Source organism: Paenibacillus jilunlii, from assembly GCF_900102965.1.
GTDB classification, from domain to species: domain Bacteria; phylum Bacillota; class Bacilli; order Paenibacillales; family Paenibacillaceae; genus Paenibacillus_AQ; species Paenibacillus_AQ jilunlii.
Window position 1 is genome coordinate 136,254 of record NZ_FNGM01000005.1, and the last position, 26,873, is coordinate 163,126.

Consider the following 26,873-nt stretch of genomic DNA (forward strand, 5'->3'; position numbering starts at 1 on the left):
TTCGGACTCAGATGCCGTTATTTGGCCGTTTCCCTCTCCTTTTGCCTCCAAACCTGCAATATAAGGTCATCTGAGCCCGCATCCCTGGATAAGCACGCATTTCGGCAAAATAACGGCTTCTCAGTCCGCATTGCTCTACATGCTGAAACTAAACATTCCAGCAGCGGACTGGCAGCCAACAAGGTTGGCAGCTAATGGCACCGGTAGCCATGAGAATTGGTAACCATGAGAATTGGTAACCATGAGAGCTGGTAGCCATGAGAATTGGTCGCCAACTCCATTTTCCCCCTTTAGTTCTCCTCGTTTCCCCCTTCTCTCCTTTTTAGCGCTACACCGTACTTGACTCGATAGATTTGCCTGGAGCACCCTTTATGAGCCCTGCGGCAATTACAAGTGGAAAAAGGGTAACTAATTTGCCCGATTCCCCTGTTCTCCACAGGTTAAGTGGAAAAAGGATAACTAATTCAGCTCATTTCGCTCCCTTCAGAGAAATATTGCCCAATTAAGTTTCCTATTTCCACTTCAATCTCACAATTGTGGATTTGTGAGGGAAATAAGTTCCCTTTTTCCAACTAACATTTCTCACCTGCTTCTTCGTAAGCACAAGAAAGCAGCACCAGAGAATCCCTGGATGCTGCTTTCCTTTTCCAAGCGAATTCAGATTCTCCTGCCGGTTATTCCAAAGTAAACGAAGCCAGACTGGCGCCGCCGTGGCCGGTATACGTCAAATACAGTGCTTGTATACCATCTGGAATGGCTACTTCCGTAGTGTATTCCTTCCAGACATTCGTAAAACCTACCGGTATCCGTCCCAGTGCCGGTCCGTCCCATGACGTTTTGACTTCAAACGCGCCCTGGCAATATCCGCGCACCTTGATTTTGATCCGGGTGACTCCCCCGCAGGCGAAATATTTAAAACCGGCGGTAGCCGAATCCGTCATATTGGCAATATAGCCGGTTTCCTCGTCGCCGTCCCTGCCGTCCTGGGTAATCTTCGGAAACCGGCTGTCCATCCATGCTCCCATAGGGCCAAAGCCTCCGGTGTACATTTCCTGATCTTTGCAGAACAAATGACAGGCCAGGTATGCCGGATATTCCCCCCGGCCTTCGAGCGGCCCCCCGTTCGGACCGCAGGATGTGATCTCCACCTGGGGAATAGTGCCATCCCCGCGGAATTCAATTCTCTCGATGCAGCCCTGCCGGCAGAACGCCGTCCCATTGGTATGGCGGTGATAAAAAATATACCATTCACCGTTGATTTGGGTGATGCTGCCATGGTTATTGCCGCCGTAATACATGGGCTGATCCCCCGGCTTGTACGTATTGATATGAAGATCGCAATTGCTGACAATGACTCCCTGGTAGGTAAACCCCCTGGTCGGATGCTTGCTGGTCGCATAGCACAGCTCGTGCATGGAGATCGAGGAATAGATAAGGTAGTAGGTATCTCCCCTTTTGCGGATGGAAGGCGCTTCAAAAAACTCGTAACCTTCGAATCCGCTCCCCTTGCTGTATGGCTGGCTTGGCGCAACAAATACAGGCTCTTCGGCAATGGTGAGCATATCCGGGCCAAGCACCGTTGCCATTGCCCCGTGTCTGGATTGATCTCCATACGCGCAGAATCCGGTGTACAGGTAGGTGTTCTCTCCTTCGGTCAGCACGCCGGGGTCAAACTGCGGTTCGTCGCCTTCCCGCTCACCAAGGCGTGTTCCATCGGCATATTTGACATAACCGTAGAACTCATACTTGCCGCCCGGCTTGTCGCAGACCGCCACCGAAACGACAGGAACCTTATCAAGCACATAGTAGAGATAATACCGCCCGTCCGGTCCCACGGTGACATCGGGAGCATACAGGCACATGCTGCCATCAGGATTCAACGGGTCATCCGTAGTCTGGTAGATTACACCTTCATACCGCCAATCGGCCAGATTGTCCTCCGGTGCCGACCAGCAGACATAGTCATTCAAGCAAAAAGCGTGTCCGTTAAAACGGTCATGCGAGCCATACACATACACTCTGCCTTCAAAAACATACGGCTCGCCGTCAGGGATATATTCCCAGGACGGGAGATACGGATTGAATCCTTGTTTTTTTGCCATTGCAATTTCACCCTTGTCATTTATTAATTTTGTCTGTTTCTGCGTGCACAATCACTTGCATGGAGCAATCGGCATAATCCGGGTGCACATCTCTTTCTTTAGCCACATCCAATACAGGTACGCCCTGGCGGTTGAAATGGACTCTGTGCATGGCCGAGCATCTTGTTCCGTGCTTCACCAGCTGCTCTTCCCCGTGATACAGCATCAGCACATTGCCGTCATAATCCCTGAAAAATGAATTGTGCCCGGCCCCATAGATCCCTTCGATTGAATAATAAGACATTACAGGCGTGCTCACCTTGCTCCATGCGTTGTTGTCCAAATAATCGCTTCCCCGCGGGATGCTTAACAGTCCCAGCGCATAGGTGTAACCCGTCGCGGCACCGCCGGAGTAGGCGATATATACCCTATCCTCCGTAATGAGAGGATAGGGGCCTTCATTGTTGATGGTGCCCTGTGCATTCTCCCAGCCGAACAGCGGCCGCGAGAGCAGTACTGGTTCACTGGTCAATACCGCAGGATTATCTTCATGTACCGTTGCGATATACAGCATGGAGCCGGTATCAAGCGGCGTGCCGATTCCCTTGCGGTAGGACCAGACCACACATGATGTACCGTCTGCCTTGTAATAAGTCATATCCAGCGTGATGCCGTCTTCTGCCAAATAAGCACCGTCCGCCCGCTTCACACGGACCGGCATATCCCAATCCGCCGCATTCATAATGCCGCCGCCCTTGTTCAGCTTCATGAGATGGCACTGCGGCCCCCATTCTCTGCCGCCTACGGCGAACAGAATATATAAATCCTCGCCAATGACATGAAATTCGGGTGCCCAAAATGTCTGGAAGAAGTTGTGTTCCTCATTCAGATCAAGAATGACAGCTTCCTGGTAACCGGGAGCGAATAAACCGTTCAATGTGTCCGCCTCACGGACGTAGATGCCGATATCATTAGCGTTGTCATTGGTGGCCAAGAAATAATATTTGCTGTGCCATAGAAGGATTACCGGATCGGCATAGCCGCTTGCCAAGGGGAACGGAAACTCATGCGTGACCACCTTGCCTGGTACGGTATACGTTCCGGGTGCGGTAAAATCAATGCCTTGGGCATCCCATGCTACCTGTTTGTCTGCGGTGGAGCCGTCGGAGTATACCGCAGTGGCTTTAACCGCTTTCAAATCTTCTGCAGAGGTGACGCTGACGCTCTCCGGCACGCAGATCTCAGTGTTGTGCAGCGGTGTCCAGGAAGCCTGCACCGAGCGGCCGGTCCGGCTGTCCACCGATATCACATTTCCGGGATTAATTCCAGGCAGCGTTTCATCAGGCCGTTCTACCGCAAAGGCTTCAGCCGGTTCCGGCGGTGAAATCCGTTCCGGCTTCATAAGATCGGACAAACGGTTCAAATAATAATTCCCCTCGTTGTCCCGCCAGCGTATCTCATATTCTTCGCCAGTGCTGTTAAGGTGACATATGGCCTCTTTGACATAAAGCTCCTGGTGCAGCTGAACCAGACCCTGATTATGAAAGGTAACCAGATCCGGGGATGTCCACAGAAGAATATGCCCTCTGCTGTCTTCGTCATCATTTCCGAGCGCATCAACTCTTACCGCGACAATGCCAAAAGAGCCGTCAGCCGTACGGAACAAATACGGGTTTTTGAGTCCTTTTTCATGAATCACGTTGTTCTCATCGACGGTTGCCGAAGCGAATAGTATGCCATAGTTCCGGTTCAATGCTTGAAATTCGTTATGATCATCCGTACAGGCTAAATGAACACTGTTGCTGAGAGAATCGGTGTAATCCTGATCCGATTTGCGCGTATAGACGGCAAGCTTCATATGATTTTGCACCCTAGTCATAACCATCACCCTTACATTTTTTTGGCTTCACGGTTTGTCCCTTACAGTATAGTGATGCGCCTTGACTGAAGTCCATGACTTATAGCCACTTAACATTGATCTATACTAAGATTATAGGCCCAACCCGAATCACCTATAAATTCTAAGGAAAACGCTTTAATTTCTATAGTTCCGGTTATGTTATACTTTGGGCAAAACCCTATCCATTGGAGGATTGTGTTATGAATAGCTTCACAGAAGGCTCCTTCTATACGCGAGAATACAGAAACCTGTTTCTGGAAAACGGGATGTCGGAAGAGGCAATCCGGCACAGGCTTGACGACACCTGGAACGAATTGTTCTACGGTGCGCCCGATGTCCGAATCTACCATCCCATGGGTGACGATAAGGGCTATATCGTGGATACCGGCAATACCGATGTGCGGACAGAGGGCATGTCCTACGGGATGATGATGGCTGTTCAAATGGACAAGCAGGAAGAATTCGACCGTCTCTGGAAGTTCGCCAAGGTATATATGCAGCATACGGAAGGCCGTTACAAGGATTATTTTGCCTGGCACTGCAAGCTGGACGGAACACGGCTGTCGCCCGGTCCGGCGCCGGACGGGGAAGAATTTTTCGCAATGGCGCTGTTCTTTGCCTCCAAGCGCTGGGGCGACGGCGCCGAACCGTTCAACTATTCCGAGCAGGCCCGAATCATCCTCCGCGCCTGTGTGCATAAAGGGGAAGACGGAGAGGGCGATCCGATGTGGGACCCGGCGACCAGGCTGATAAAATTCGTTCCTGAGACCCCTTTCAGCGACCCCTCCTACCATCTGCCCCATTTCTATGAATTATTTGCCCTGCAGGCGGATGAACAGGACAGAGCTTTCTGGAAAGAGGCTGCAGCCAGAAGCAGAGCTTATCTGCATAAGGCTTGCCATCCGGTAACCGGTCTTTCCCCCGAATATGCCAACTATGACGGAACCCCGGCTGAACCCCAGCCGCATGGAGACTACCGCCACTTCTTCAGTGATGCTTACCGGGTCGCGGCCAACATCGGGCTGGACTATGAATGGTTCGGCTGTGACCCTTGGCAGGTGGAGCAGTCTAACCGGATTCAGGCCTTTTTCCGGGATATTGATGTCGCCGATTACCGGCGCTACACGATTGACGGCCAGCCTTTTGAGGAGCCGTCCCTGCATCCAGTCGGCCTTCTGGCAACGCTGGCCATGGCCTCGCTCGCTGCCGATGGGCCGGATGCCGGACATTTCGTCAAGCTGTTCTGGAATACCCCGCTGCGGACCGGGGTCCGCAGGTATTACGACAACTGCCTATACTTCTTCAGCTTGCTGGCCCTAAGCGGAAACTACCGCATTTATTTATAAATAGAAACAAGAAATCGCTCTTTACAGGAGAATGAAGGCATAGTCCTCCTTCCTCTAAGGAGCGATTTCTTTTGGGCATAAACCGAAGTTCTCATACACAATTCCGAGCCATTCTTGGATTCCGTTCTCGTGTGCAGCCCCCACTTCATTTACAACACTTCTTGGTGGCACTTTCATTATTGGGAAAACCCGCCGGATGTACCGCCGCCATCAGCATTCCCCTCCGCTTCACCCTCTTCCCGGTAGGCGCCCGGCGTCATGCCCGTATACTTTTTGAATACTTTGGTGAAATAATGCTTATCTTCGAAACCGACCTTCTTTCCGATGACGTTCACGGATAGCTGCCGCTGGGACCTGAGCAGCTTACGGGCCTCCTTGATCCGGAATGCGTTCAAATAACTCACAAACGTCTCACCCGTCACTTTCTTGAACAGGCTGCTGATGTAGTTCGGGTGAAGATTCATCAATTCGGCAAGATGGTCCAGTGACAGATCGTTCATATAATGGGTTTTGGTATAGGCCAAAATGCGTTTCGCATGCCCTGAGCACTCCTGATCGGCTTCGGAAGGAAGCTCCTGGTTAATACGCGCCAATAGTACGGCAATCTCATTCTTGTCGATCGGCTTCAGCAGATAATCCACCACTCCCGTGCGGAGCGCCTTCCGTACATAGTCGAATTCATCGTAGCCCGTAAGGATTATAAAACGGTCGCACAGTCCATTGTCCCTGGCTGCCTCAATCAGCTCAAATCCATTTTTCTCCGGCATATGAAGATCCGTAACGGTCACATCCGGCATGTAGTCCTTCATGAGATCCAGTGCCTCAAAAGCGTTGTTCGCCTTGAACACCTCAGTCCCGAGCGGTGCCGCTTCACCGATGATCTTAACCAATCCGTTAAGGATAAGCGGCTCATCGTCTACAATCAATACTCTCATGCCGGACCTGTCCCTCCTTTTGAGATGATGATGTTTAGGCATGTCCCCCGGTCCTGCTCACTGTCAATAACCAGCCGCGAGGAGCCGCCGAAGAACGATTTGATCCGTTCACTGACATTGAACAGCCCCACGCCTCCCCCATTCTCCGCGGCCGCTCTGTTGTCGCCCCCCCTTGCCAGCCGGGAGCGTATTGCCAGCAGCTTGTCCTCCTGGATGCCTGTTCCGTTGTCCGTAATGGAGATGCGGATTTCATCTCCGGTTTCCCGGACCTGGAGCTTAATATGGACGGGCCTGAGTATGGCGGACGCCCCGTGAACGATGCTGTTCTCGACCAGAGGCTGAAGCATGAATCTTGGACAGTCAAGCTGCTCCGCATCCATGGCGACATCAATCTCGTAGGTCAGTCTGTGCTGGAGCCGCATCTGGTGAATATTCAGATAGAAGATGACCGTTTCGATTTCTCTGGCCAGAACGGTCCGGTCCCCTTCCGAGGACAGGCTGTAACGCATCAGCTTGCCGAACCAGAACGAAATATCAGCTACTTCCTTGTCATTATTGGACTCAGCCAACATCCTGATCGTCTCAAGGGTATTATAGAGAAAATGCGGTTTGATCTGGGCCTGAAGCACTTTATAAGCCGCTTCTTTATTCCGCAGCTCGGACCGGTGGACATTGTTGATCAGCTCGTCCATGCGCTGGATCATCGTATTGTAGGTCGAGGTCAGAAATCCGATCTCATCCTGGCGGTTCGGTTTATCGTGCTTGCTGATGAACTGCTTCATATTATCGTCGTCCAGATTGCGCATATGTCTTGCAAGGAGCAGGATGCGTTTGGTAATTGTTGATGCGAGCGCATAATACACAAATGACAAGGCGGCAAGAAGCGCGATGATCGTAAAGACCAAAATAATCTCCTTGCGCTTGATTGTGCGGAACACATCGTCAACCTTACCGGTCACGACGACCCTGACGCCCAGCTCCTCAATATACAACTGATTCACAATGGTTTTATTGTTGATGAAATAGGGCCGGGTATCATTTGAACCGAGCAGCTTCCAGGTTGCCTTGTCAATTCCTGCCGGGGCGCCTTCCGCCGGCGGTACCCCCTGTTCGGGAAGCAGGAAGGCTTGCCAATTGTCTCTCCCCCCGGCCGCCTCGTACAATTTCCGGATCAGACCGCTGCCGACGCGCAGCTCAAGAAGTCCAATTTTCTCGGTAAAATTAGAGTTGTAAATGTTCTGGTAGAACATCAGCGAAGGCGCCGCCGCCCCCGGATCGGGCAGTATCCAAATTCCTTGGCCGGGCTTCAGCGTGCGTGCGACCTCCTGGCCCTGCGGATCCAGAGATGAGATATCCAGAAAGCGGTCAGTAATCGGAAGCACCCGTTGTTTGGTCTTATAGATCCGAAAGCTCTCAATTTCGGGGTTGATAAACAGCGATTGGGTGATAACCGGACTGATATAACGGTTATAGGCGTAAATGCTGTGCAAATCGGATTCATATACTCCGTCCAGATAATCCGTGACATACGGGTTATATTGCAGCATTCGCTGGATGGAGTCAATCCGGGTCAGGTCCATCTTCATATTGGCATGGGCCTGTTCCAGTATTTTTTGACGGCTTTGGACGAATTGATTGGTCAGGTTGCCGTAGATTTGGGAGTAATAGTAGTAACCGAACACGACAACTGGAATAAAAATCAGGATGACATATCCCAAAGTGATTTTACGAACGATGCTCACGGTGACGAATCCCCCTGAATCCCGGATTGGTTTCTTCTAAACGTACCATGAACAAGCAAAACCCGGTAGAGGCATGGCGCCTCTACCGGTTGTCCTTGGCTTACTTGAACAAATCCTTCTTTTTCTCATAGGTTGCATTGGCCCAATCTACCAGCTTCTGCAGTCCCATATTCTCTGCGTTCTTAACCATACTGTTGTAATTCGCCACTGCTTCCTCTTCAGATTCCGCGAGGTAAATTTTGACCTTCTCATTTTTGACCATCTCGTCAATCTTGGTCTTAATCGTCTTCTCCTCGGAATCCGGCTGTGTCTGGATTAGGCCGATTTGCGGCTTATAGACAGTGATGGCTTTGGTTTCCATCAGGGCCTGGGTCTTCTGTAAGCCGGGAACATAGGATAGCATGCCTTCTGTAACACCGTCGTTATACAGGTACCACCACTTGATGCCGTTGCCGTTAACGAAATCCGCATCGGAAGGGTTGTATTTCAGATCCGGATGCCCTTCATTATTCCAGGTCCAATGCTCCCCTTCAACTCCGAACATCGTCAGCTTCTTACCCTCATCGCTTGCCAGATACTGCAGGAATTTGATCGAGGTTTCCGGATCTTTATTTTTCTTGGTGATGAACGTTCCGGCAAAGCCAAGCCCCGTACTTACAACCTTTGCGTCTTTTGACAAAGCGCTGGGCAGCATTTTGAACGTGAATGTGCCGCTTCCGCTGCTTTTGATCTTGATGTTGTCCGTATCCGCTGTGGCCACCGTATGGCTGTGGGCGAACGCTTTGCCGTTGGTCGCATACTGGTCATCAATCTGATCGTTCGCCAGCGCGAAATTTTCGGCCAAAATGTATCCGTTGCGGTACAGGCTGTTCATAAACTTGAAGAACTCCAGCATTTTGGGCTGCCGAATGGAATAATCGACTTTTCCATCCTCTTCATACCAGCCATCCAGAAGGACTTCCGTGCCGAACTGTTGGAGGAAATATTGCTCCAGCCAGTCTTTGTCCATGATGAGCGGCACCATGTCCGGGTATTTCTTCTTAACCATACCCAGCACTTTCACAAAATCATCCAGCGAATTGATCGGCGGATTGCCCAGCTCTTTCATGATATCTTCCCGTACGGCAATCCCCGGATTGCCGTCGCTGCCGATCGAATACTTGTTTTGTTTCATTTCCTCCTGTGTAGCGAAGGAATTCCGGACCGTATAGAAGTTGCCGTCGTCCATGGTATGAATCGCAATTCTCGTCTTGTCGATCTTGAAATCCGGCGCATATTTCCCGATCAGCTCATTCCATGGATACGAGAGCTTCGAATCCGACAACCGGCCAACGTTGGAATAGGTAAAGACAAGATCCGGGAGGTCGCCGGAAGCGATCATCAGCGGAAGCTGCTTGTCATCTGTTGCGACTGTAACCTTCAGCTTCACCCCTGTTTTCTCGGTGATTTTATCTGCAACGGGTCCTTTCCATTCTTTCACCGGATACCAGGGTGCATCGATGAACAGGGACAATTCCTTCACCTGGCCGTTGCCCGAATCCCCTGCCGCGCCAGTATTATCCTTGTTGCCGGCATTGTCTCCCTGCGCCGCATTGTCCGATTTGCTTCCCTGGTTCCCGTTCCCGCCGCCGTTACCGCAGGCGGACAGGAGCGAGATCATCATGATGGCCGCCAATACTGCCGCAAGCATCTTGTAGCTTCTGATTGTTTTCAAACTAACTCCCCCATTTGTAATTGAATATATTAAAGCAAGCGCTTTAATATTGAAACTGCTTTTCTCAGCCTTTTACGGAACCAAGCATAATGCCATGCACGAAATACTTCTGCAGGAATGGATACACACAGATGATTGGCACGATGGAGACTACCATCGCCGTTACCTGCAAGGAGAAGCTGGTCACGCCTGCCGAAGAACTGTTGGCCGCGGCAATGGCATCCATTGGAGAATTGCTCTTGTTAATGACTTCCATCATGCGGAAGGCAAGCGTCCGCAGGTTCTCCGACTGGACGAAATAGGCGGAGTCCAGCCAGGAATTCCATTGGCCCACACCCATGAACAGTGCCATTGTGGCAAGCAGCGGCATGGATACCGGCAGGATGATCCGGAAGAAGATGACGAATTCACCGGCGCCGTCAATGTGGGCGGATTCCTTCAGCTCGCCGGGAATTTCCCGGAAGAATGAGATCGCAATGAGCAGGAAGAACGTGCTGAGCATCGACGGAATGATATAGACGCCAAACGAATTCAGCAGACCGATCGAGCGCAGCACCACGTAGTAAGGGATCAGGCCGCCGGAGAAATACATCGCAAAGATGATGATTGTAAAATACACTTTGCTGAACAGCAGGTCGCGGTGCGAAAGTCCGTAAGCCACCAGGCTTGTCAGCAGCAGCCCCAGGGCTGTACCCGAAATCGTCCGGACAATCGTGACCATGAAGGCACGATACCATTTAGGATCGTCCAAAAACATTTTATAATTCTCCAGAGTAAAGCTTCGCGGCCAGAGATAGACGCCCCCCAGAAGAGAATCCGATCCTTTGTTGAATGAAGCGATCAGGACATAATAGAACGGGTACAGCATGGTGAGCATGATAATGAAGAGGATGGTATAAACAACGCTGTCCAAAAGCAGGTCTTTCTGTCTTTGACTCTTGAGCACGGCTCCTCCTCCTTTCCCTAGAATAAACTTGAGCCTGACATCCGTTTGGCGATAAAGTTACTTGAGAATATTAATACCACCGAGATGACCGACTGGATTAAATCAATAGCCGCTGCATAAGAGAACCGTCCGTCCCTCAGCCCCACCTTGAACGCATAGGTCTGCACAATTTCCGAAGTCGGATTGTTGATGCTGTTGCCGAACAGGTACGCCTGCTCGAAATTGGAGCCAACCAGCCCCCCTCCAAGAATACTGCCGATCGTCAACACCAGCACCACCACGATGGTTCCCTTCATCCCCGGCAGCGTGATATGACGGATACGGGCAAGTCTTCCTGCCCCGTCAATCTCAGCCGCTTCGTACAGCGCCGGATTAATGCCGGTAATGGCTGCCAGGAAAATGATCGTCCACCAGCCCATTTCCTTCCAGATGGCGCTTCCGACTGCCAGTCCCCAGAAATAGTTCGGGCCTGTCAGAATATTAAGCGGCTCGCGGATGAAGCCGAGGCTCATCAGGGCTTTGTTGACCACACCGACGTCCGCGGACAGAAAGGCATAAGAAACACCGACCACCACGACCCAGGAGATAAAATGCGGCAGATAGCTGACCGTCTGAACGAACCGTTTGAAGGCCATGTTCTTCACTTCATTGAGCATAATGGCGAGCAGAATCGGCGCCGGAAAAGCGAAGATCACCTTCAGAAAGCTCAGGACCAGCGTATTGCGGACAATTTTGCCGAACTGATAATCATGTACAAATTCATCAAAATACTTCAGCCCCACCCAATCACTTGTAAAAATTCCTTTGATGCCGCTAGAAATGCTGTAATCTTTAAACGCCATCAGAATCCCGAACATCGGCGTGTACGAAAAAATCACAAGGAACACCATGCCGAGTCCGACAAATAAATGAAGCATCTTTTGTTTTTTGAACCGCTTCCATAACCGGCCGCTGTCGGCCTGCGGGCTGATGGGCTGTGTCTCCAGTTGCATATGCGCCCCTCCTTTATCTGTAGTTTACCCTCCCGGACAACGGCGGCGTAAGCCAACATTCTTAAGAAAGCGTTGTCATTTTTGAATATCCGCAACACAAAAACAGCGATACTCCGGTTAGCGGAACATCGCTGCATATGTTTTTGAATCTGTCTCCCTCATGCTGCGGCTCGGTGGTTCAGCCTACAGATAAATAAACGGCTCCTTTGCATCAACAAACGTTACCGGAAGTCCGCTCACCAGCAGCGCCAGCCATTCAGCCATATATTTCATGCCCCACTCCTCGGAACGCTCATGGCCAATCACAATCATCGCTTTGTTCTGGCCGAGCATCGAGGCATCGTTGACATATGCGCACAAGGTCCACTCGGTAATGTCGCCGCAGATCATCACATCGAGATTTTTCTCCTGCATCAGCTCCATGGGCATTTGCTCCCGGCCCAGGCCAAGGCTTCCGCCTCCAACCAATATGCCTATGCGGGAGCAAGCGGAATCCGGATTGCCGACAATCTGAATGACATCCATGCCGAGTCTTTGCTTCAGGAAGCGAGCCAGCGCCCGGACCGTCGTCTCTTCGATCAGATAACCCCAGGAATCCTTGGCATCAAGCTTCTTGTCCTCCCACGCCAGCTCCTTGAGCAGGCCATCATAAATGCGGTCTGTGTCCGCCAAATGCATATGGTCATGAAATCTCCAGATTGCGATTCCGTGCTGCTCGATCAACGTCCGCTTGGCCAGATACACAGGGTCCTTCTGCAGCCAGTCCAGCGTATCCATTCCGGTAAAATAGGTTGGCTCATGGGTAATAATCAGGTTTGCTCCGATGGCAGCCGCTTCCCGGATGACGTCCACTGTAGCCATAAATGTAGTAACGATGCCTGTCACTTCCATGTCCTTATGGCCGCTCGCCAGCACATCGCAGGTCTGCTCCAGCTTCCGGCCGCCGCAGCAATCGAGCAGAATCCGGTCTATCACCTCTTGCACTTTCATCACTGCACTCTCCTTTTCATCTTTTCTTTAGCCTTTCACTGCGCCGATGACCACCCCGCGGGTTAAATACTTCTGCATAAAGGGCAGAACGAACAATACCGGCACAATGCCCAGCACCGCCATAGCCATCCGTACCGCCGTGCTCGGCAGCTTCACCGCTTCTGCCCCGATCACACCGCTGGCCTGGCCGGAGTTGAGGAATTGAATGTTGTTCATCAGCTGGATCAGCAGATTCTGAATGCCGTACCATTTCGGCTTCGACACAAAATAAAGCGCGTTGATCCAGTCGTTCCAGTAGGCCAGCCCCATAAACAGGCCGACGGTGGCCATAACCGGCATGGACAACGGAAGCATAATCCGGAAGAAGGTCCGCAGCTCCGACGCCCCGTCAATCTGGGAAGCCTCGATGATTTCCACGGGCACATTATTTTTGAAATAGTTCCGGACCAGCAGCACATTGAAGCCGTTCGACAGCAGGTTCGGCACAATAAGCGCCCATAGCGTATCCTTGATATGGAAATACTGGGTCCACATGATATAGGAAGGGACAATCCCCCCGCTGAACAGCATCGTAAAAAACACGATAAAAGCCAGCGTATTGTGATATTTGAAATCGGTACGGGACATGGGATAAGCAAGCATACTTGTAATCAGCAGACCAAATCCGGTACCCAGCAGCGTAACCAGAAAGGAAACCCCGTAGGCTCTTACGAAGGTGTATGCTGAAGCTTTAATGTATAAGTACGCGTCAAGACTTGTCTGCTCGGGAAAAAAGCTGTATCCGTTCCGGATCAGGGCCGTTTCGTCGGTGAACGAGGCAATGACGATCAGAAGGAAGGGCAAAAATGCAAATACAGTCAGCAAGATCATCACGATCGCAGAGAAAATAACAAATGTTCGTTCCCCTCTGGTTTGTATCATAAGTATTTCCTCCTAGAACAAAGCGTTTTCTGAATTAACCTTCTTGACGATGGCATTTACCGTAAGCACCAGCACAAATCCGACCAGGGATTGATACAAGCCTGCTGCTGCGGACATTCCGATATCATTCAACTGCATTAAAGCGCGGTAGACATACGTATCAATAGTTTGGGTGGCACTGAATAGTGCACCCGAATTCATCGGAACCTGGTAGAACAGGCCGAAATCGGAGTTGAATATCCGTCCCATCGACATGAGCACCAGCACAATGACCGTCGGCTTCAGAAGCGGCAGTGTAATCATGCGGATCTGCTTCAGCTTCCCCGCGCCATCAATCTTGGCGGCTTCATAAATACTCTTATCAATTCCGGCGATGGAAGCGAAATAGACGATGGAGCCGTAGCCTGCCGTTTTCCAGATCTGAATCATAACTAACAGATAAGGCCAATATTTCGGCTCAGAATACCAGTTGATCTCCGGAAGACCGAGCGGGCGGAGAATAGAATGATTGACGAACCCGCTGTCCGCGTTAAGGAAAGCAAAGACCAGCAGGGAGAGAACAACCATGGAGATCAAGTTGGGCAGAATCAGCCCGGTCATAAAAAGCTTCGAGTACAGCTTGCTCAGCAGCTCCGACATCAGGATGGCAATAATAATGGAAACAATGGTCCCCAGCGCGATAAAAGTGATATTGTAGAGCAAGGTATTCCGCGTCATAATCCAGGCATCGCTGGTCTGGAACAGAAAGGTAAAGTTCTGGAATCCGATCCAATCGCTTCCGAAAATTCCTTTGGCGTAATTGACATCCTTGAAGGCGATAAACACCCCGAACATCGGAAAATAGCTGTTGACCAGAAAATAGAGCAGGCCCGGAGCGGCCAATATTAATAAGGGAAGCGTCTTTTTGAGAGGTTTGGATTTGCGTTTGGCGGTCATGTCGGAATTCACCTCCACCCGCTGGGAACAGAGCCTGTGAACGGCTCCATTCTCAGCAGTTCTTTGGAATTATTTGTTTTGCGCGGCAATCCATTCGTCCAGCTGCTTCTGCTTGCTGTCAATGATGGCCTGGGCCCCTGCATCCTTGAGCGCATTGATGAATTTCGGAATAATCGTATCCGGGTCAAGCGAGCCGCTGACCAGCGCCGGCAGGAATTGATTCACGACGTTGTTCACGGCGCTCATCTGTGTTTTTACTTGACTCTGGTCGAAAATAAATCCGAAATACGGCGATCTTTCCGTATCCTTGTTTTCCTTCAGCTTCAATTCCACATCCGACCAGTTGATGCCCTCGAACTGATACTGGAGGGATTCCGAGCCTACAACTCCGGAGCTCAGCATTGCTGTGTAAGGCACCGTGTTGGCATCCTTGCCTTCCGGGAATTTCACATGATGCTCGTCAACCTTCAGGTAATCCTCCCCTTCTACGCCAAAGAGAATGGTATTGATCAGATCGGCGTCTGTGTAGAGCAGGTTCAGGAATTTCACAGCGGCCTCCTGCTCCTTAGAGGTGCTGGACACCATCCAGGTTACAGAGTTCACGGCGCTTGTATCAAAATAAAAAGGAGCGATCCGTTTGGTTTCCAGCGTTTTGCCTGCCAGGGCGCTCAGGGTTTTACCTACCTCCATGCCGCTGTAGCCTCCAATATAGGAGAAACCGCGTCCGGAAGAAATCAGCTCCATGGCTGTAACCGTCGTCGTTGCGGTATCCTTTTGCAGATAACCCGCATTGAACCAGTCTCTCATCATTTGAATTCCGTTCTTAAAGATATCGGTTTCATAGTAATTAACGACTTTGCCGCTGTCGCCAATGACAACGCCGACTCCGGTTGTATCCGTCAGGTAATCGACCTTGTTCGCGCCTTTCAGCATATTGATAAGCCCCGTATCTGTCGGATTCACACTGATCGGTCCGAACGGAACCACATCGGGATTCTTCTGCTTCACGGCCGCGAAGACGGCGGGCAGATCCTCAGCCGTGCGGATCTGGTCAGCCGATACCCCCGCTTCTTTCAACATATCGGAGTTGTAGATCACAATAGTGGGCAAGGCCATCCCTTTATTCACCGGAATTCCGTAGATATGCCCGTCCATCGTTGTAGCTTTGAGAATATCGGGACCGAAGTCTTTTTCCAGGATCGCAGTCATTTCCTTTCCGTATTTCGGAAGAAGCTCTTCGAGCGGAGACACCTGGCTTTTCGACACATAATTCGAGAGCTGCCCCAGGGTGGTGAAGACATCCATTTTCTCTCCGCTCTGCAGAGCCAGATTGACCTTCTGGGCATAATCGGAAGGACCATACAGACGGAAATCCACCTTTACCCCGATCTTTTCTGTGGTGATCGCATTGATTGCGTCTGTTACTTTGCTCAGATCATCCGGAATCCGGTTGAATGACGGCAGGGCAAAAACAATCTCCGTCAGTTTCTCCTTTGCCGGGGTATTCCCGGAATCGGTTGCGGATGTATTTGAATTGTTGCTGCAAGCCGCCAGAAGTGAACTGCATAACACCGTTGACAACAATAATGAACCTAACCCCTTTTTACTTTTCATATTCATGCCTCCTGTTCTGTGCTTTCGTTATTATTGTACTTGTTTGGGGGATGCGGAGCTTTTAAAAAGACGGTGTGTTTTTTCGAAAAACCGTGCTGTCATGCCGTTCTTATAAACCAAAACAGCGACTTTCCCCTCACAGGAAAATCGCTGCTTGGCCGGCTAACGGTTACCGGACAGATTTATGCTTGGAGCGGTAGGCAATCGGTGTTTCTCCGGTCAGTTTTTTGAATACCGTGGAGAAGTAAGAGATCGTATCAAACCCGGTATCCATAGCGATGTCGCCTATGCTGGCCGTACTCTCAATCAATCTCTGCTTGGCCTCCTTGATCCGGCAGTCATTCAGATACTCCTTAACCGTCTGCCCCGTCTCATTCTTGAAGACCTTGGCGAGATAATCGCCCGTCAGATAGACGCTTGCCGCGACATCCTCACGGCTGAGATCCTGTCTGAAGTTCTCATGAATAAAGCGCTTGGCTCTTTCAACCACACCTTCGGATTGCAGCACTTCTTTAATGGAATCTACCGTTTTATCCGTTACCGCCTGGGCCCATTTCATGAAATCAAACACGCTGCTGTCGGCATTATGAGCCAATTGCTGGGCGGCCTCCCCGGCAAAAAGCCGGTGCGCTCCAATCTGGTGCCGCGAGAGCAGCGAATAGACCACCTGCAGGAAGTCCTCGCGGATCGAATGCAGTGTCGCCGAATTCAGCTTGTTCAGAGCCGCCAGCGTCTCCAGTTCCTTCTTCAGCCGATTTACAATCTGGACCTTCTCCTTCTGGATGAACAGCATGGTGAACAGCTCCATATCCAGCGTGAAGCGCTCGGTAGTATCGTAATGGAAAGGCTCATTCTGATGATGCACCTTACCCCTGAAAATGATGTTGGACTCATCGAGCTGCTCCAGCTCCGTCTTGATCTGCGAGAGTCCCGAAACAGCCGCCTTCTCACTGAAATAACAGGTAGCCGTACATTTCAAATATTGCCTGCACATGAGGATGATATGCTCCGCACTGTGCTGAAGCTCCCGTATATCCATGCCGTTCTCGACGAGAATGGCATTGTAGAATACATTGTCGGCTTGATAAGCAATAATCCGGCCCGCACTGATCTGGCCGGTGAGAATTTCGGAAATCAGGTTGGTCAGCGCATAATGGAATATGCTATCATCCCACTCCCGTTCAATCTGGGAGCGCGGGACGCTTACGAGAAGCAGAACGTATTCGGTATCGACGGAGACGTCCAGCTCCCGCTTCTGGGCTTCACTCTGAATCAGATGGACTCGGGGAGAAATCGCGGCGGTCAGCACATCGTTCCAGAAACCTCGCTCCACCAAATCTTTATTCTTCAGCCAGGCCTTCCCCAGTTTGCTGTATTCGCCCATCAGCGCCTTCTTCTTGAGCGTCTCGATGGATTTCTGCACCGCAGCTTCCAGCTCCTGCTTGTCCAGCGGTTTGACCAGATAAGAATCGGCATTGTAGAGAATCGCCTGGGACGCGAAGGTGAAGCTCGCATGACAGGTCAGGAATATGAACCCTCCCTCATATTGATGCTCCCTGGCCCACTGGATCATATCCATCCCGGAGCCTCTGGGCATTTCAATATCACAGATAATCAGATCGGGCTTGCCGCCATTGAAGATTTGCTTCGCTTCCTCTATGTTATAAGCGGTCAGCACCTCGGTCACTCCAAATTCCTCCCAATTTACAATACCGAGCAGAGCATGAACCGTAGGGATATCATCATCAATTAACAAGCAACGCATACTTCCCCCTCCTAGATCGGCTCGCGGCGGGCTTCCTGTACCGGTATCCACAATTCCACTCTTGCTCCGGCCTGCCCGGCATTGGACAGCTTAAGCAGATCGGAGCGTTTGTAGAGCAGCCGGAGCGTTTTTCGAATATTGGCAATGCCGACCCGACCCCCATCCTCCGCAGCTTCTTCGGCCTCCGGGTTATTCAGCCATTCGGCGGAGAAGCCTCCTCCGTTGTCCTCGATTTCAATTTTGACAAACGGGCTTCCCTCCCTTGTCTCCGACCGGACACGGATGAATATGGATAACATCTCTTTATAGAACATCGCGTGCTTGAACGCATTCTCCACAAAGGTCTGAATCATGAATTGAGGAATAGGGACGCACCGGGACTCCTCATTAATCTCGGTCATATAGAACACTTGGTCAGGATAACGAATCTCCTGCATCCGAATGTAATTTTCAGCATGGCGGATTTCTTCCTCCATAGGGACCTCTGCAAGTCCGCCCTTCAGCATATACCGAAGATGCTCGGACAGACATTGGATCAGCTGCCGGATTTCTTCGTTTTTATTCTGATAGGTCAGGCTGGTGATCGTCGAGATGGCATTCAGAAAGAAATGGGGCCTGATTTGCATCTGCAGATATTTGATCTCCGCCCGGCTGGTTTCAATCTGTTCCTCATAGGATTGAATCTTCAAGCCGCTGATTTCGCTGACCATGGATTCGAACGCATGAAACAGCTTCATGAACTCCAGGGAATACGGCGTGCCCTTGGGAACAGAATACTCCAGCTGCCCCTGCTCCACCACTTTGGCCGCCTTCACCAGCTCCAGAATCGGCTTCAACACATCCCTTGTCAAGAACCGCAGCACGAGCGGGACTACAATAACCGAGAGAACGGCCAAGAAAACGATGCTCCATTGAATCAGCTTTAAGCCCGCAAACAGGCTTCCCTTGGCTACGATATTTGTAATCTGTCCGAATTCCGTGATTGGCTCAGACACAATCAGATAGCTGCGCTTGTACTCTCTGGTCAGGCTGTCCAGAGTGGCAACTGCCTGCAGCACGATATGGTTAGCCGACAGAATTCTCCCCTCTGTACTGCTCAGCACATACCGGTTCTGATCGTTGCCTCCTCTGTTAACCATCGACAGCAGGTTGTCCGCTTTGACAAACGTTCCAAAGCTGACTCCCGAGTAGGTAATATAATTGAACAGATAGTAGTCTCCCTCGATCTGCAGCGTCTTCCATGGCTTGGCTTCAACGGATGGCCCGGAGCTGAACTCGTAAGTGTCAAGAAAATTGACCAGAGCAAGCTTGTCCCCGGATTGTATCCGGTTGCTGAACTGCTCAAGCGCAGACTCGCCGGGAATTCTGATGAACATGCCGTCGCTGGCATAATCGTTCGACATCTTGGCCAGCAGCGTATTTTTGAGCTCCATAGCTCTGAAATACTGGCTGCTCTCCTCCAAGTAGGAAAAACCCACTGCGGCATCAATATTATTATCGAACACTTCGGTCAGATCTTTGGAGAAGTTATTAAGGTTGTTATGAATGTTCGCCTGGTAGATGGCAAGTGTATTCCTGGAGCTGGTAAGCGCATTGCTTCGTACCACTTCCAGGGAGTAAATATTGCTCAGCACAAGGATGGACAGCAGAATCGCCAGAATAACCGTCAGCTGCACCGAAAACTTGAATACGATACTGTTTGTCCGAATCATACCACCACTTCTTCCTCCCCGGAATTCAGCAAGCCCCTGAACCAATTCCAGCTTGACCGGAGCCCAGGGGCGTACAAGTATTCGGCTTTCAATTATTTATCAGGCTATTAAATAGCAGCGCTGTCTTCCGCTGCCCACTTCAGCGCAGCTTCAATGTGCTTATTCCAATAGTCCCAGGTATGGGCTCCCGCATCTTCAACATATAGATGCCCGACCTGTTCCCGTTCAAGGAATTCATGGAACCTGCGGTTCACGTCCAGCAGGAAATCATCCGTCCCGCAGGCCATATACAGCTCAGGCTGCTTAAGTCCCTTCTTTTTCATATCAAGAACAAGGCTTTCCGGGTCTTTGTCACTGCCAAGCAATTGACTCAAATCACCAAAGGTGCTTGTGTAGTAGTTATAGCCGGCTATAACGTCATCGTAATCCGGAGCCACATTCGCAATTCTATAAGGAATCAGCGCTGAGGACAAGGCTATAATACGTCCAAATTGTTCCACATACTTCAGACCGTTGCGGATTGCGCCATAACCTCCCATGGACAAACCGCCGATATAGGTATCTTCGCGTCTTGTAGACAGCGGGAACAGCTTGCGAGTGAAATCCACCAGCTCCTTACCGATGTATTCTCCGAACCATTCGCCCCTGTTCTCATCATCCAGATAGAAGCGATTTTCGCCGGCAGGCATAAAAACCGCAATCTGGTACCTGTCCGACAGTTCCCTGATCCGCGAGAAATTCATCCAGTCGTTATGGCTTCCGGAAAAGCCATGGAGGAGATAAATGGCCTTCAGAGGTTCCCCCGACCATACCGGTTGTCCAAATCCTTCAGGCAGATCGACCGGCAATAATGCGTTGAAGATCACCTCTCTTCTCAGGCATTTCGAATGAAAACTTATTTGCAGCGTAGCCAAAATAATCACTCCCTATAAAATTTAGACTATACCTGATACGTGGCAGGCCTTCCTTCTTCGTCCACATATTCAATAACAGTCTGATACGTCTGCAGGCTGATGAACAGCCTGCAATATTTCCCGTCTTGTTCCCACAGCAAACGGATCTCATCCGGTGCAGCATCCAGCACCTGAAACGCCCCATCAAAGGCACTGTAAGTATTGCGGAAGCGGATCAGCTTCATGAGCCGCTTCACGACATCTTGTTCAAGTCCCCGCCCGATTTCCTCCACGGTATAGTTATGGCGGTTGATTTCCCGCCCTTCGCCCGTCTTTTCTACCTGTTCTATGTCATTTCTACCGGCCATTAAACCCACATAATACACCTGCGGAATGCCTGGGGTGAAGAATTGGATCGCTCTGGCGGCGATATACGCATCATCGTTTTCATTCAGCGCACTATAATACGTACAGCGGATCTGATGGACATCGAAGCCGTCTGCGGCTTTGTGCTCCTCCGACAGAATGAGGCTCAGATTCGCCCCCCTTTCCACGCAGATATCGACCAATTCTCTGGCTTTATCCGTATCGATGAGATCGTCCAGATCCGGCTTAACAGGAATGCCGTCATGGCAATCAAGCATGGTGAACTGCTTATGCGGCCGGGTTCTGAGATAGGAATACAGCTCTGTATTAGACCTGCCGGTAAGCGCCTCAAGCACCCGGTAGGGCAGGATGAAATCGTATATCCAGCATCCATATTCCGATAGTTTGTATTGAGTGCTATAGTGCGCATGTACCTCGGGCAGCAGCTCCATGTCCAGCGAATCCGCCATCTGCCTGATCCAGCCGAGAAACTCGTAAATCTCCGGTTCCACAAAAAAACAACTGGTCCCCAGTTTCTTGATAACATACCCGACAGCATCCAGCCTTACAATCTTGACGTTCTGCGCCTTGAAATTCTCAAAAAATGACTGCAGCAGCTGCCGGGTGAGCGGAGAATGGATATCCAGATCAATTTGCTCCGACGGGTCCGTCTTGCCAAAGGTCGTCCACACCTTTTCTTCCCCGCCGTTTCCGAGGGTGGAGAAGCTTGAATACGGGACTGACCGCCGCAGGAACATTTTCTCGATATCCGCCCCGACAGGCTCTCCGTTCTCCCATATCTTGTCCAGGGTTATAAATAAATCGGCATATTCGGAAGCCCGGCCTTTCTCAAGGAAGTCTTGAAAATACAGCGATTGTCTGGAGATGTGATTCACCATCAGGTCCACCAGCACATTGAACTGTTCGCCTATCGCCCGGATATCCTCCCATGTGCCGAAGTCCGGCTCGATCTCAAGGTAGGTGAGCGGAGCAAATCCCCGGTCCCCGGAGGAAGGAAATGGAGGAAGAATATGAATACCGCCCGGAAAAACATCGGTGAAATGCTTCTGAAGCAGCTCATACAGCACCTTCAGATTTCCGCCCATGGAATCGGGATATGTAATCAACTGTACTTTATTTTTGATAGCCACAGCTATAACCTCCTACAAATTGTAGTATGCCTGGATGTCCTCAATTTTTGGCAGATCGACTACAGCTCCGGTATACTTCAGTTTGAAGGCACTTACAGCAAATCCGAGATTCAAGGCTTCCTGCAGCGTATACCCTTTCACTGCCGCTGTATAAAACCCGGACCAGAACGCATCTCCGGCCCCCGTGGTATCCACAACATCCGTGGCCAGGGTCTCAAAGATTCTTGTTTCTCTCCCATTCGAGACAATGGCCCCGTTCTCCCCTAACGTCAAAATAACCAGCTTGGCTCCAAGCTCAAGAAACTTCTCCAGTTGACGGTAAGGCGTGTCACGTCCGAACAGCCGCTCGGCATCGTCCTCCGATGGCTTGATAATATCCACTTTGGAGATTAAGTCTTTCACGTACTGTACGCCGTCTTCACCCTCCTGCCAAATCGCAGAATGATAATTGGGATCGAAGCCGATCAGCATCCCCTCTTTTCTCGCCTCTTCAATCATCCTTTCGATGGTTTGCCGGGAAGGGGTTCTGGATACGGGCCAGCAGGAAAAGTGAACAATTCTGGAAGACTTCAAAGCGGCATCAAGCATTGGCGTATAAGCCAGATGATAGTCCGCACCGCGGTAAAAAATCGGAACCGGAGTCGATTTGCTCTTGGACACCACCACCAAGCTCGTAGAATTGGAGTTACGCTGAATGCCCTGTGTCTCCAGTCCTTCTCCCCGCAGCCGGTCTACCAGAAACTTGCCAAAGCCGTCCTCTCCCACTGCAGAAACTATGACGGAACTGATCCCAAGCTTCCTCACGTTGATCGCGATATTGGAGGGTGAGCCTCCCGGAAACTTAGTATATCCGGCAGACTGAAATGTGTCATCATACTCATTGGAGATCATGTCAACGAGCAGTTCACCGGCCGCCAGCAGGTCATTGGATTTATTTTCAAAAATCAGCCTGTCATTAAAACCAATCATTTTATGGCCCCCTTGCTCTATATCAAAGCGTCACAACTATTGGACACCTATAAGTTTAGCCGGACACCTGGCAGGATGGCTTGCAAAAATCAGTTCTTTTTTTACAAAAAAACGGGCGAATCCAATTGTACCAACAGCATCATTAATGGGTATATGCCGATTAGACTCAGACAGAGGCTAAAATTCATCCGATCAAAAATTATTATTCGAATTGGTATCCGGTCCAAGAGCAATCATTTTATCTATACTTGAATGCTTATGTTTTTTTGATTTGCATAATCACTGCTCCTCTATAGTTTAAATAAGCTTCTAGCCATCGCAACGCCCCTTTATTGGGGAGGCTCACCGGAATTGATGAAAAAAGAAGCTCTCTTTCCTCGGAAAGGGAGCCTAACGTGATTTTTGCGATTCTATTGAGCTCTTCTCGTTTCCAATTCCGCAACAATCTCATGATGGGGTTTGTCCCAACGGTATAGAAAAACCAAAATGAGAATCGACAATATACATAACAGGATTGGCAGCCAGATAAAACTGATTTCTATCATTCGAAGTGCGGTCGGCGTCTGGGTTTGATTGGCAACATATCCTCCTGCCGCAAGCAACCAAGCCGGTATCGCACCGCCAAGGCCGGAACCTAATTTAATGGCGATCCCGGAAGCAGTGGAAGCAAGCAAGCCTTGCGCGCGAACGCCTGATTTCCATTCACCATAATCCACCGTATCGGCAATGAGTGCAAACAATAACCCGACAGGCAATCCAAGACCAACGGCACCAACGACTATACCCGTAAGCACCATAGCCGTACTGTCGCCACCGAGATAAATAATCAGCTGACCGAGCAGGCTGACGGCCATTCCGGTGATCATCAACGTTTTTTTACTAAACTTCTTGGATAAGAACGGCACACAGATAATTCCCACCAGTGTCAACGAGCCGAGCGTATTGGCCGTAGTGACGAGGTCAGGCTGATTCAGATTGTAGGTAATGTAATATATGCCTGACGACAATTTCACCACGTACAAGATAAAAAATACGACGCCTATTAAAACCCCGGCAACCCATGGCATATTGCCTTTAATCGCTTTGACGCTCTCCCTGACAGGCAATGATTTGCCCCCGGATCTATCTAGAACACGTTCTCTCGTATTGAAAAATGTGATCAGGAACATCGCCAGCCCCACTGCGCCAAAAAGAATCATCGTATGGAAGAAGCCCTTCTGCTGATCCCCATTCCCGAAAAATGCGACAAGCGGCAATAACGTCAGATTGACCAGCAATCCGCCCAGTTGCCCGCCAAACATCCGAAAAGAGTTGGCCACCGTTCGTTCCTGAATTTCGCTGGACAAGCTGGGAAGCAAGGTAGTTAACGGATTGTTAACGGCTGTATACAGAATGTTGGAAGCAATATAGAAAATGTAAGCATACACCAGTTTACCGGACGCGCTTAACTCAGGTCCCATAAACAACAGGATCGTCACGATGGTAAACGGAAAGCAGGACCATAGAATCCACGGTCTTGATTTCCCCCATTTGGTATGCGTCTTGTCGATAAGGATGCCGAAAATAGGACTGTCCACCATATCCACAAGTCTTGCAACCAACAATAGTGTACCTACTGCGGCAGCGCCAATGCCATAGACATCCGTAAAATAGAAAGTTAAATAAGTGGTAACCACCGCATAAATCAAGTTTGAAGCCGTATCTCCCAAACCGTAGCTTACTTTTTCCAATAAGGATAACTTTTGATTGGACTCTTCTCTTATCGCCATTGTGCATCCTCCTGTTGGGAACGTTTTCAAGGGGGGGAACTAGTGTAAGATAATGCTTCCCTTGATTAAATCCTTTTCTGCGCTGCTGGTTCCGATGTACACCTCATAGGCCATCTTTTCAAGCTCCCACCGGTTTGCGGCAGGATTAAACCACTTGATTTTTTCCACCGGACAGGCGATTTCAACCTTCTTCTTTTGTCCCGGCTTCAGCGTGATCCGCTTAAATCCGCGCAGCACTTTAACGGGCCGGTCCAGCCCGGAGTTGCCGAAACCGACATACAGCTGAACGACTTCGTCACCCGTTACGTCTCCTGTATTTTCAACCTCGCAAGCTGCGATGATGTGATCATCCACTGCTTGGAAGGAGGCATGGGACATTGCAAAGCTGGTGTAGGATAAACCAAATCCGTAAGGCAGGGAAGGCTCGATTCCTTCCTTCTCCAATTTGGCATACCCATGATAATAGTCATATTTGATCTCGGCTGCATCCCAATCCACTTGGGGAAGATGGCTTTCGCTCGCCGGTACAACAAAAGGCAATTTGCCGCCCGGGTTAACGTCCCCGAACAACGTTTTCGCTATGGCGGTGCCGCCTTCCATTCCCGGATAATAGGCCATCAGGATGGACGACACGGACTGCTTCCATTCTTCAATCATGATCATATTGCCGCCGATCAATACAGCAGCAGAGTTGGGGTTAACGGGGCCAACCGCTTTAATAAGTTCAACATCCTTCGTATGCAAACCAAGACTGTTTTTACGATCCCCGCCCGCCTTCAAATCTGCATCTTCGTTCGTGACGGATTCCCCCTCATCATCGTGGTCATATCCTGCGACAAAAACAACGGCATCAACGGATTTCGCCAATTGCTTCGCTTGCTCCAAATCCTCCCCGCTGTCGAAGACCACCTCGGCATTTGGAAGCAGGCGTTTAATTCCCTCCACCGGTGTAACAATGTAAGGCGGAAACACCCGGCTTGAGCCATGATCGCCAATGTTTCCTTTGCTGCCGAGTCCGCCAATAACCGCGATACGCTTTGTCTCTGTTTTCGAGAACGGCAGGACATGGTGATCGTTTTTCATCAGGGTCATGGATTTCTCGGCAGCTTCCAGCGCCAATGCGATATGCTCTTTGCTTGCGATCAGGTCCTTGCCGTACGTATCCTTGTCCGCTCCTGTAAATGCCAGTAATGTACGAACAATTCTTATTGCCGACTCATCGATTTTTTCTTCGCTGACTTGACCGTTTCTTACAGCTTCAACCAGCTTGCCGCCAAAAAATTTCGTATGGCACATTTCAACGTCCATGCCGCCATTTGCAGCATCAACCGTATCTTTGATGCCCCAGGCAAAATCACTGATGACAAAACCGTCAAAATCCCACTCATCCTTCAAAACCTGATTCAACAAATAATCATGATGCCCGCAATGAACTCCGTGGTACAAGTTATAGGCACTCATTACACTGCCGGCACCTGCATCTACACAATCCTTAAAGTGCGGCAAAAAAACCTCGCGTTCCGTTCGTTTATCAGCGATGACGCTCACCTTAAACCGGGCCCACTCCATGCTATTGAAAGCAAAATGCTTCACGCAAGCGATTACATTTTCTTCCTGAACCCCTTTTACCAAAGAGGAACCCATGACGCCCAGGTGGAACGATTCCTCGCCGTATACTTCCTGGCTTCTGCCCCAACCCGGGTTATACGGGAGGTTAATGCAAACGCCGCCAAAAAAATTGCCGCCTTGCGCGCGAACCTCTTTGCCTATAGCATGTCCAATGCGCTCTTCAAGCTCAGGGTCAAAGGCAGCACCTCTTGCCATGGCTACCGGAAAGCAGGTGCTGTTGCCGGATACGACTCCGCGAGGGCCGTCGACAAATTTCAGTTCCGGCACCCCCAAGCGCTCATTTCCGCCGGCGGGATAAGGTCTCCAGTTGTAATGTCTCTCCTTAAAATCTTCCAGCATTTCCTCCATGGAGACTCTTCCGCTCATGAGATATACTTTTTCCTCCAAGCTCATTTGGCTTACAATTTCCTTCGCCTTCGCAGTATATGATAAGCGAACCTGTTTATTGGCCTTCATCCACAATCTCCTCCAGTCTGTTTTTCAAATCTCTATAAAACCGCTT

19 protein-coding genes are annotated in these 26,873 nt (G+C 50.3%); 1 reads left to right on the top strand and 18 read right to left on the bottom strand.

Going from position 1 to position 26,873, the window contains the following annotated elements; all coding sequences use genetic code 11:
- Positions 1-674: 674 nt before the first annotated feature.
- Positions 675-2,102 (bottom strand): family 43 glycosylhydrolase, encoded by a 1,428-nt coding sequence (locus BLQ82_RS11295; RefSeq protein ID WP_074648158.1) that lies wholly within the window; start codon positions 2,100-2,102, stop codon positions 675-677.
- Positions 2,103-2,118: 16 nt separating this feature from the next.
- Positions 2,119-3,960, bottom strand: coding sequence for a family 43 glycosylhydrolase (locus tag BLQ82_RS11300; protein ID WP_163704262.1), 1,842 nt, complete (start codon positions 3,958-3,960; stop codon positions 2,119-2,121).
- A 221-nt stretch (positions 3,961-4,181) separates the two neighbouring features.
- Here BLQ82_RS11300 and BLQ82_RS11305 point away from each other — a divergent pair, with 221 nt between their 5' ends.
- On the top strand, positions 4,182-5,327 hold the full coding sequence (locus tag BLQ82_RS11305) for a family 8 glycosyl hydrolase (RefSeq protein WP_062527145.1): 1,146 nt from the start codon (positions 4,182-4,184) through the stop codon (positions 5,325-5,327).
- Positions 5,328-5,503: 176 nt separating this feature from the next.
- On the opposite strand, the gene BLQ82_RS11310 is transcribed toward BLQ82_RS11305, so the two are convergent.
- From BLQ82_RS11310 to BLQ82_RS11385, 16 genes are all read right to left on the bottom strand, one after another.
- On the bottom strand, positions 5,504-6,262 hold the full coding sequence (locus tag BLQ82_RS11310; RefSeq protein WP_062527143.1) for a response regulator transcription factor: 759 nt from the start codon (positions 6,260-6,262) through the stop codon (positions 5,504-5,506).
- Positions 6,259-8,004 carry a sensor histidine kinase gene (locus BLQ82_RS11315; RefSeq protein ID WP_062527141.1) on the bottom strand — a complete coding sequence of 582 codons (1,746 nt, stop codon included), beginning with the start codon at positions 8,002-8,004 and terminating at the stop codon, positions 6,259-6,261. Before BLQ82_RS11315 ends, BLQ82_RS11310 begins: the two co-directional genes overlap by 4 nt.
- Positions 8,005-8,104: 100 nt before the next feature.
- Positions 8,105-9,718, bottom strand: coding sequence for a type 2 periplasmic-binding domain-containing protein (locus BLQ82_RS11320; RefSeq protein ID WP_062527139.1), 1,614 nt, complete (start codon positions 9,716-9,718; stop codon positions 8,105-8,107).
- A 64-nt stretch (positions 9,719-9,782) separates the two neighbouring features.
- Positions 9,783-10,664, bottom strand: coding sequence for a carbohydrate ABC transporter permease (locus tag BLQ82_RS11325; RefSeq protein WP_062527137.1), 882 nt, complete (start codon positions 10,662-10,664; stop codon positions 9,783-9,785).
- Between the two features lie 17 nt (positions 10,665-10,681).
- Entirely contained in the window at positions 10,682-11,656 is a 975-nt protein-coding gene (locus BLQ82_RS11330; RefSeq protein ID WP_062527135.1) for an ABC transporter permease, read from the bottom strand.
- A 183-nt stretch (positions 11,657-11,839) separates the two neighbouring features.
- Positions 11,840-12,646 (bottom strand): Nif3-like dinuclear metal center hexameric protein, encoded by an 807-nt coding sequence (locus BLQ82_RS11335; protein WP_062527134.1) that lies wholly within the window; start codon positions 12,644-12,646, stop codon positions 11,840-11,842.
- Between the two features lie 27 nt (positions 12,647-12,673).
- Entirely contained in the window at positions 12,674-13,567 is an 894-nt protein-coding gene (locus tag BLQ82_RS11340) for a carbohydrate ABC transporter permease (RefSeq protein ID WP_039833155.1), read from the bottom strand.
- A gap of 12 nt (positions 13,568-13,579) precedes the next feature.
- The gene (locus BLQ82_RS11345) at positions 13,580-14,503 is read right to left on the bottom strand and encodes an ABC transporter permease (protein ID WP_039833154.1); all 924 of its coding nucleotides are present in this window, start codon (positions 14,501-14,503) and stop codon (positions 13,580-13,582) included.
- Between the two features lie 69 nt (positions 14,504-14,572).
- On the bottom strand, positions 14,573-16,117 hold the full coding sequence (locus BLQ82_RS11350) for an ABC transporter substrate-binding protein (protein ID WP_062527131.1): 1,545 nt from the start codon (positions 16,115-16,117) through the stop codon (positions 14,573-14,575).
- Between the two features lie 169 nt (positions 16,118-16,286).
- A complete protein-coding gene (locus tag BLQ82_RS11355) occupies positions 16,287-17,882 on the bottom strand; it encodes a helix-turn-helix domain-containing protein (protein ID WP_062527128.1) in 1,596 nt (531 codons plus the stop codon).
- 11 nt (positions 17,883-17,893) lie between these two features.
- Positions 17,894-19,594 carry a sensor histidine kinase gene (locus BLQ82_RS11360; protein WP_062527126.1) on the bottom strand — a complete coding sequence of 567 codons (1,701 nt, stop codon included), beginning with the start codon at positions 19,592-19,594 and terminating at the stop codon, positions 17,894-17,896.
- Between the two features lie 107 nt (positions 19,595-19,701).
- On the bottom strand, positions 19,702-20,508 hold the full coding sequence (locus tag BLQ82_RS11365) for an alpha/beta hydrolase (protein WP_039833150.1): 807 nt from the start codon (positions 20,506-20,508) through the stop codon (positions 19,702-19,704).
- 26 nt (positions 20,509-20,534) lie between these two features.
- Positions 20,535-22,004, bottom strand: coding sequence for a sucrose phosphorylase (gene gtfA / locus BLQ82_RS11370; protein WP_062527124.1), 1,470 nt, complete (start codon positions 22,002-22,004; stop codon positions 20,535-20,537).
- Between the two features lie 12 nt (positions 22,005-22,016).
- On the bottom strand, positions 22,017-22,973 hold the full coding sequence (locus BLQ82_RS11375) for a carbohydrate kinase family protein (RefSeq protein ID WP_062527121.1): 957 nt from the start codon (positions 22,971-22,973) through the stop codon (positions 22,017-22,019).
- A 410-nt stretch (positions 22,974-23,383) separates the two neighbouring features.
- Entirely contained in the window at positions 23,384-24,742 is a 1,359-nt protein-coding gene (locus BLQ82_RS11380; RefSeq protein WP_062527114.1) for a glycoside-pentoside-hexuronide (GPH):cation symporter, read from the bottom strand.
- A 39-nt stretch (positions 24,743-24,781) separates the two neighbouring features.
- Positions 24,782-26,827 carry a beta-glucosidase gene (locus tag BLQ82_RS11385; protein ID WP_062527111.1) on the bottom strand — a complete coding sequence of 682 codons (2,046 nt, stop codon included), beginning with the start codon at positions 26,825-26,827 and terminating at the stop codon, positions 24,782-24,784.
- Between the last annotated feature and the right edge of the window lie 46 nt (positions 26,828-26,873).

What these genes read in the sequence shown, in the direction of transcription:
- BLQ82_RS11295 (WP_074648158.1), bottom strand. Translation starts at nt 2,102, where the DNA reads ATGGCAAAAAAACAAGGATTCAATCCGTATCTCCCGTCCTGGGAATAT.
- BLQ82_RS11300 (WP_163704262.1), bottom strand. Translation starts at nt 3,960, where the DNA reads ATGACTAGGGTGCAAAATCATATGAAGCTTGCCGTCTATACGCGCAAA.
- BLQ82_RS11305 (WP_062527145.1), top strand. Translation starts at nt 4,182, where the DNA reads ATGAATAGCTTCACAGAAGGCTCCTTCTATACGCGAGAATACAGAAAC.
- BLQ82_RS11310 (WP_062527143.1), bottom strand. Translation starts at nt 6,262, where the DNA reads ATGAGAGTATTGATTGTAGACGATGAGCCGCTTATCCTTAACGGATTG.
- BLQ82_RS11330 (WP_062527135.1), bottom strand. Translation starts at nt 11,656, where the DNA reads ATGCAACTGGAGACACAGCCCATCAGCCCGCAGGCCGACAGCGGCCGG.
- BLQ82_RS11335 (WP_062527134.1), bottom strand. Translation starts at nt 12,646, where the DNA reads ATGAAAGTGCAAGAGGTGATAGACCGGATTCTGCTCGATTGCTGCGGC.
- BLQ82_RS11340 (WP_039833155.1), bottom strand. Translation starts at nt 13,567, where the DNA reads ATGATACAAACCAGAGGGGAACGAACATTTGTTATTTTCTCTGCGATC.
- BLQ82_RS11345 (WP_039833154.1), bottom strand. Translation starts at nt 14,503, where the DNA reads ATGACCGCCAAACGCAAATCCAAACCTCTCAAAAAGACGCTTCCCTTA.
- BLQ82_RS11350 (WP_062527131.1), bottom strand. Translation starts at nt 16,117, where the DNA reads ATGAAAAGTAAAAAGGGGTTAGGTTCATTATTGTTGTCAACGGTGTTA.
- BLQ82_RS11355 (WP_062527128.1), bottom strand. Translation starts at nt 17,882, where the DNA reads ATGCGTTGCTTGTTAATTGATGATGATATCCCTACGGTTCATGCTCTG.
- BLQ82_RS11360 (WP_062527126.1), bottom strand. Translation starts at nt 19,594, where the DNA reads ATGATTCGGACAAACAGTATCGTATTCAAGTTTTCGGTGCAGCTGACG.
- BLQ82_RS11375 (WP_062527121.1), bottom strand. Translation starts at nt 22,973, where the DNA reads ATGATTGGTTTTAATGACAGGCTGATTTTTGAAAATAAATCCAATGAC.
- BLQ82_RS11380 (WP_062527114.1), bottom strand. Translation starts at nt 24,742, where the DNA reads ATGGCGATAAGAGAAGAGTCCAATCAAAAGTTATCCTTATTGGAAAAA.
- BLQ82_RS11385 (WP_062527111.1), bottom strand. Translation starts at nt 26,827, where the DNA reads ATGAAGGCCAATAAACAGGTTCGCTTATCATATACTGCGAAGGCGAAG.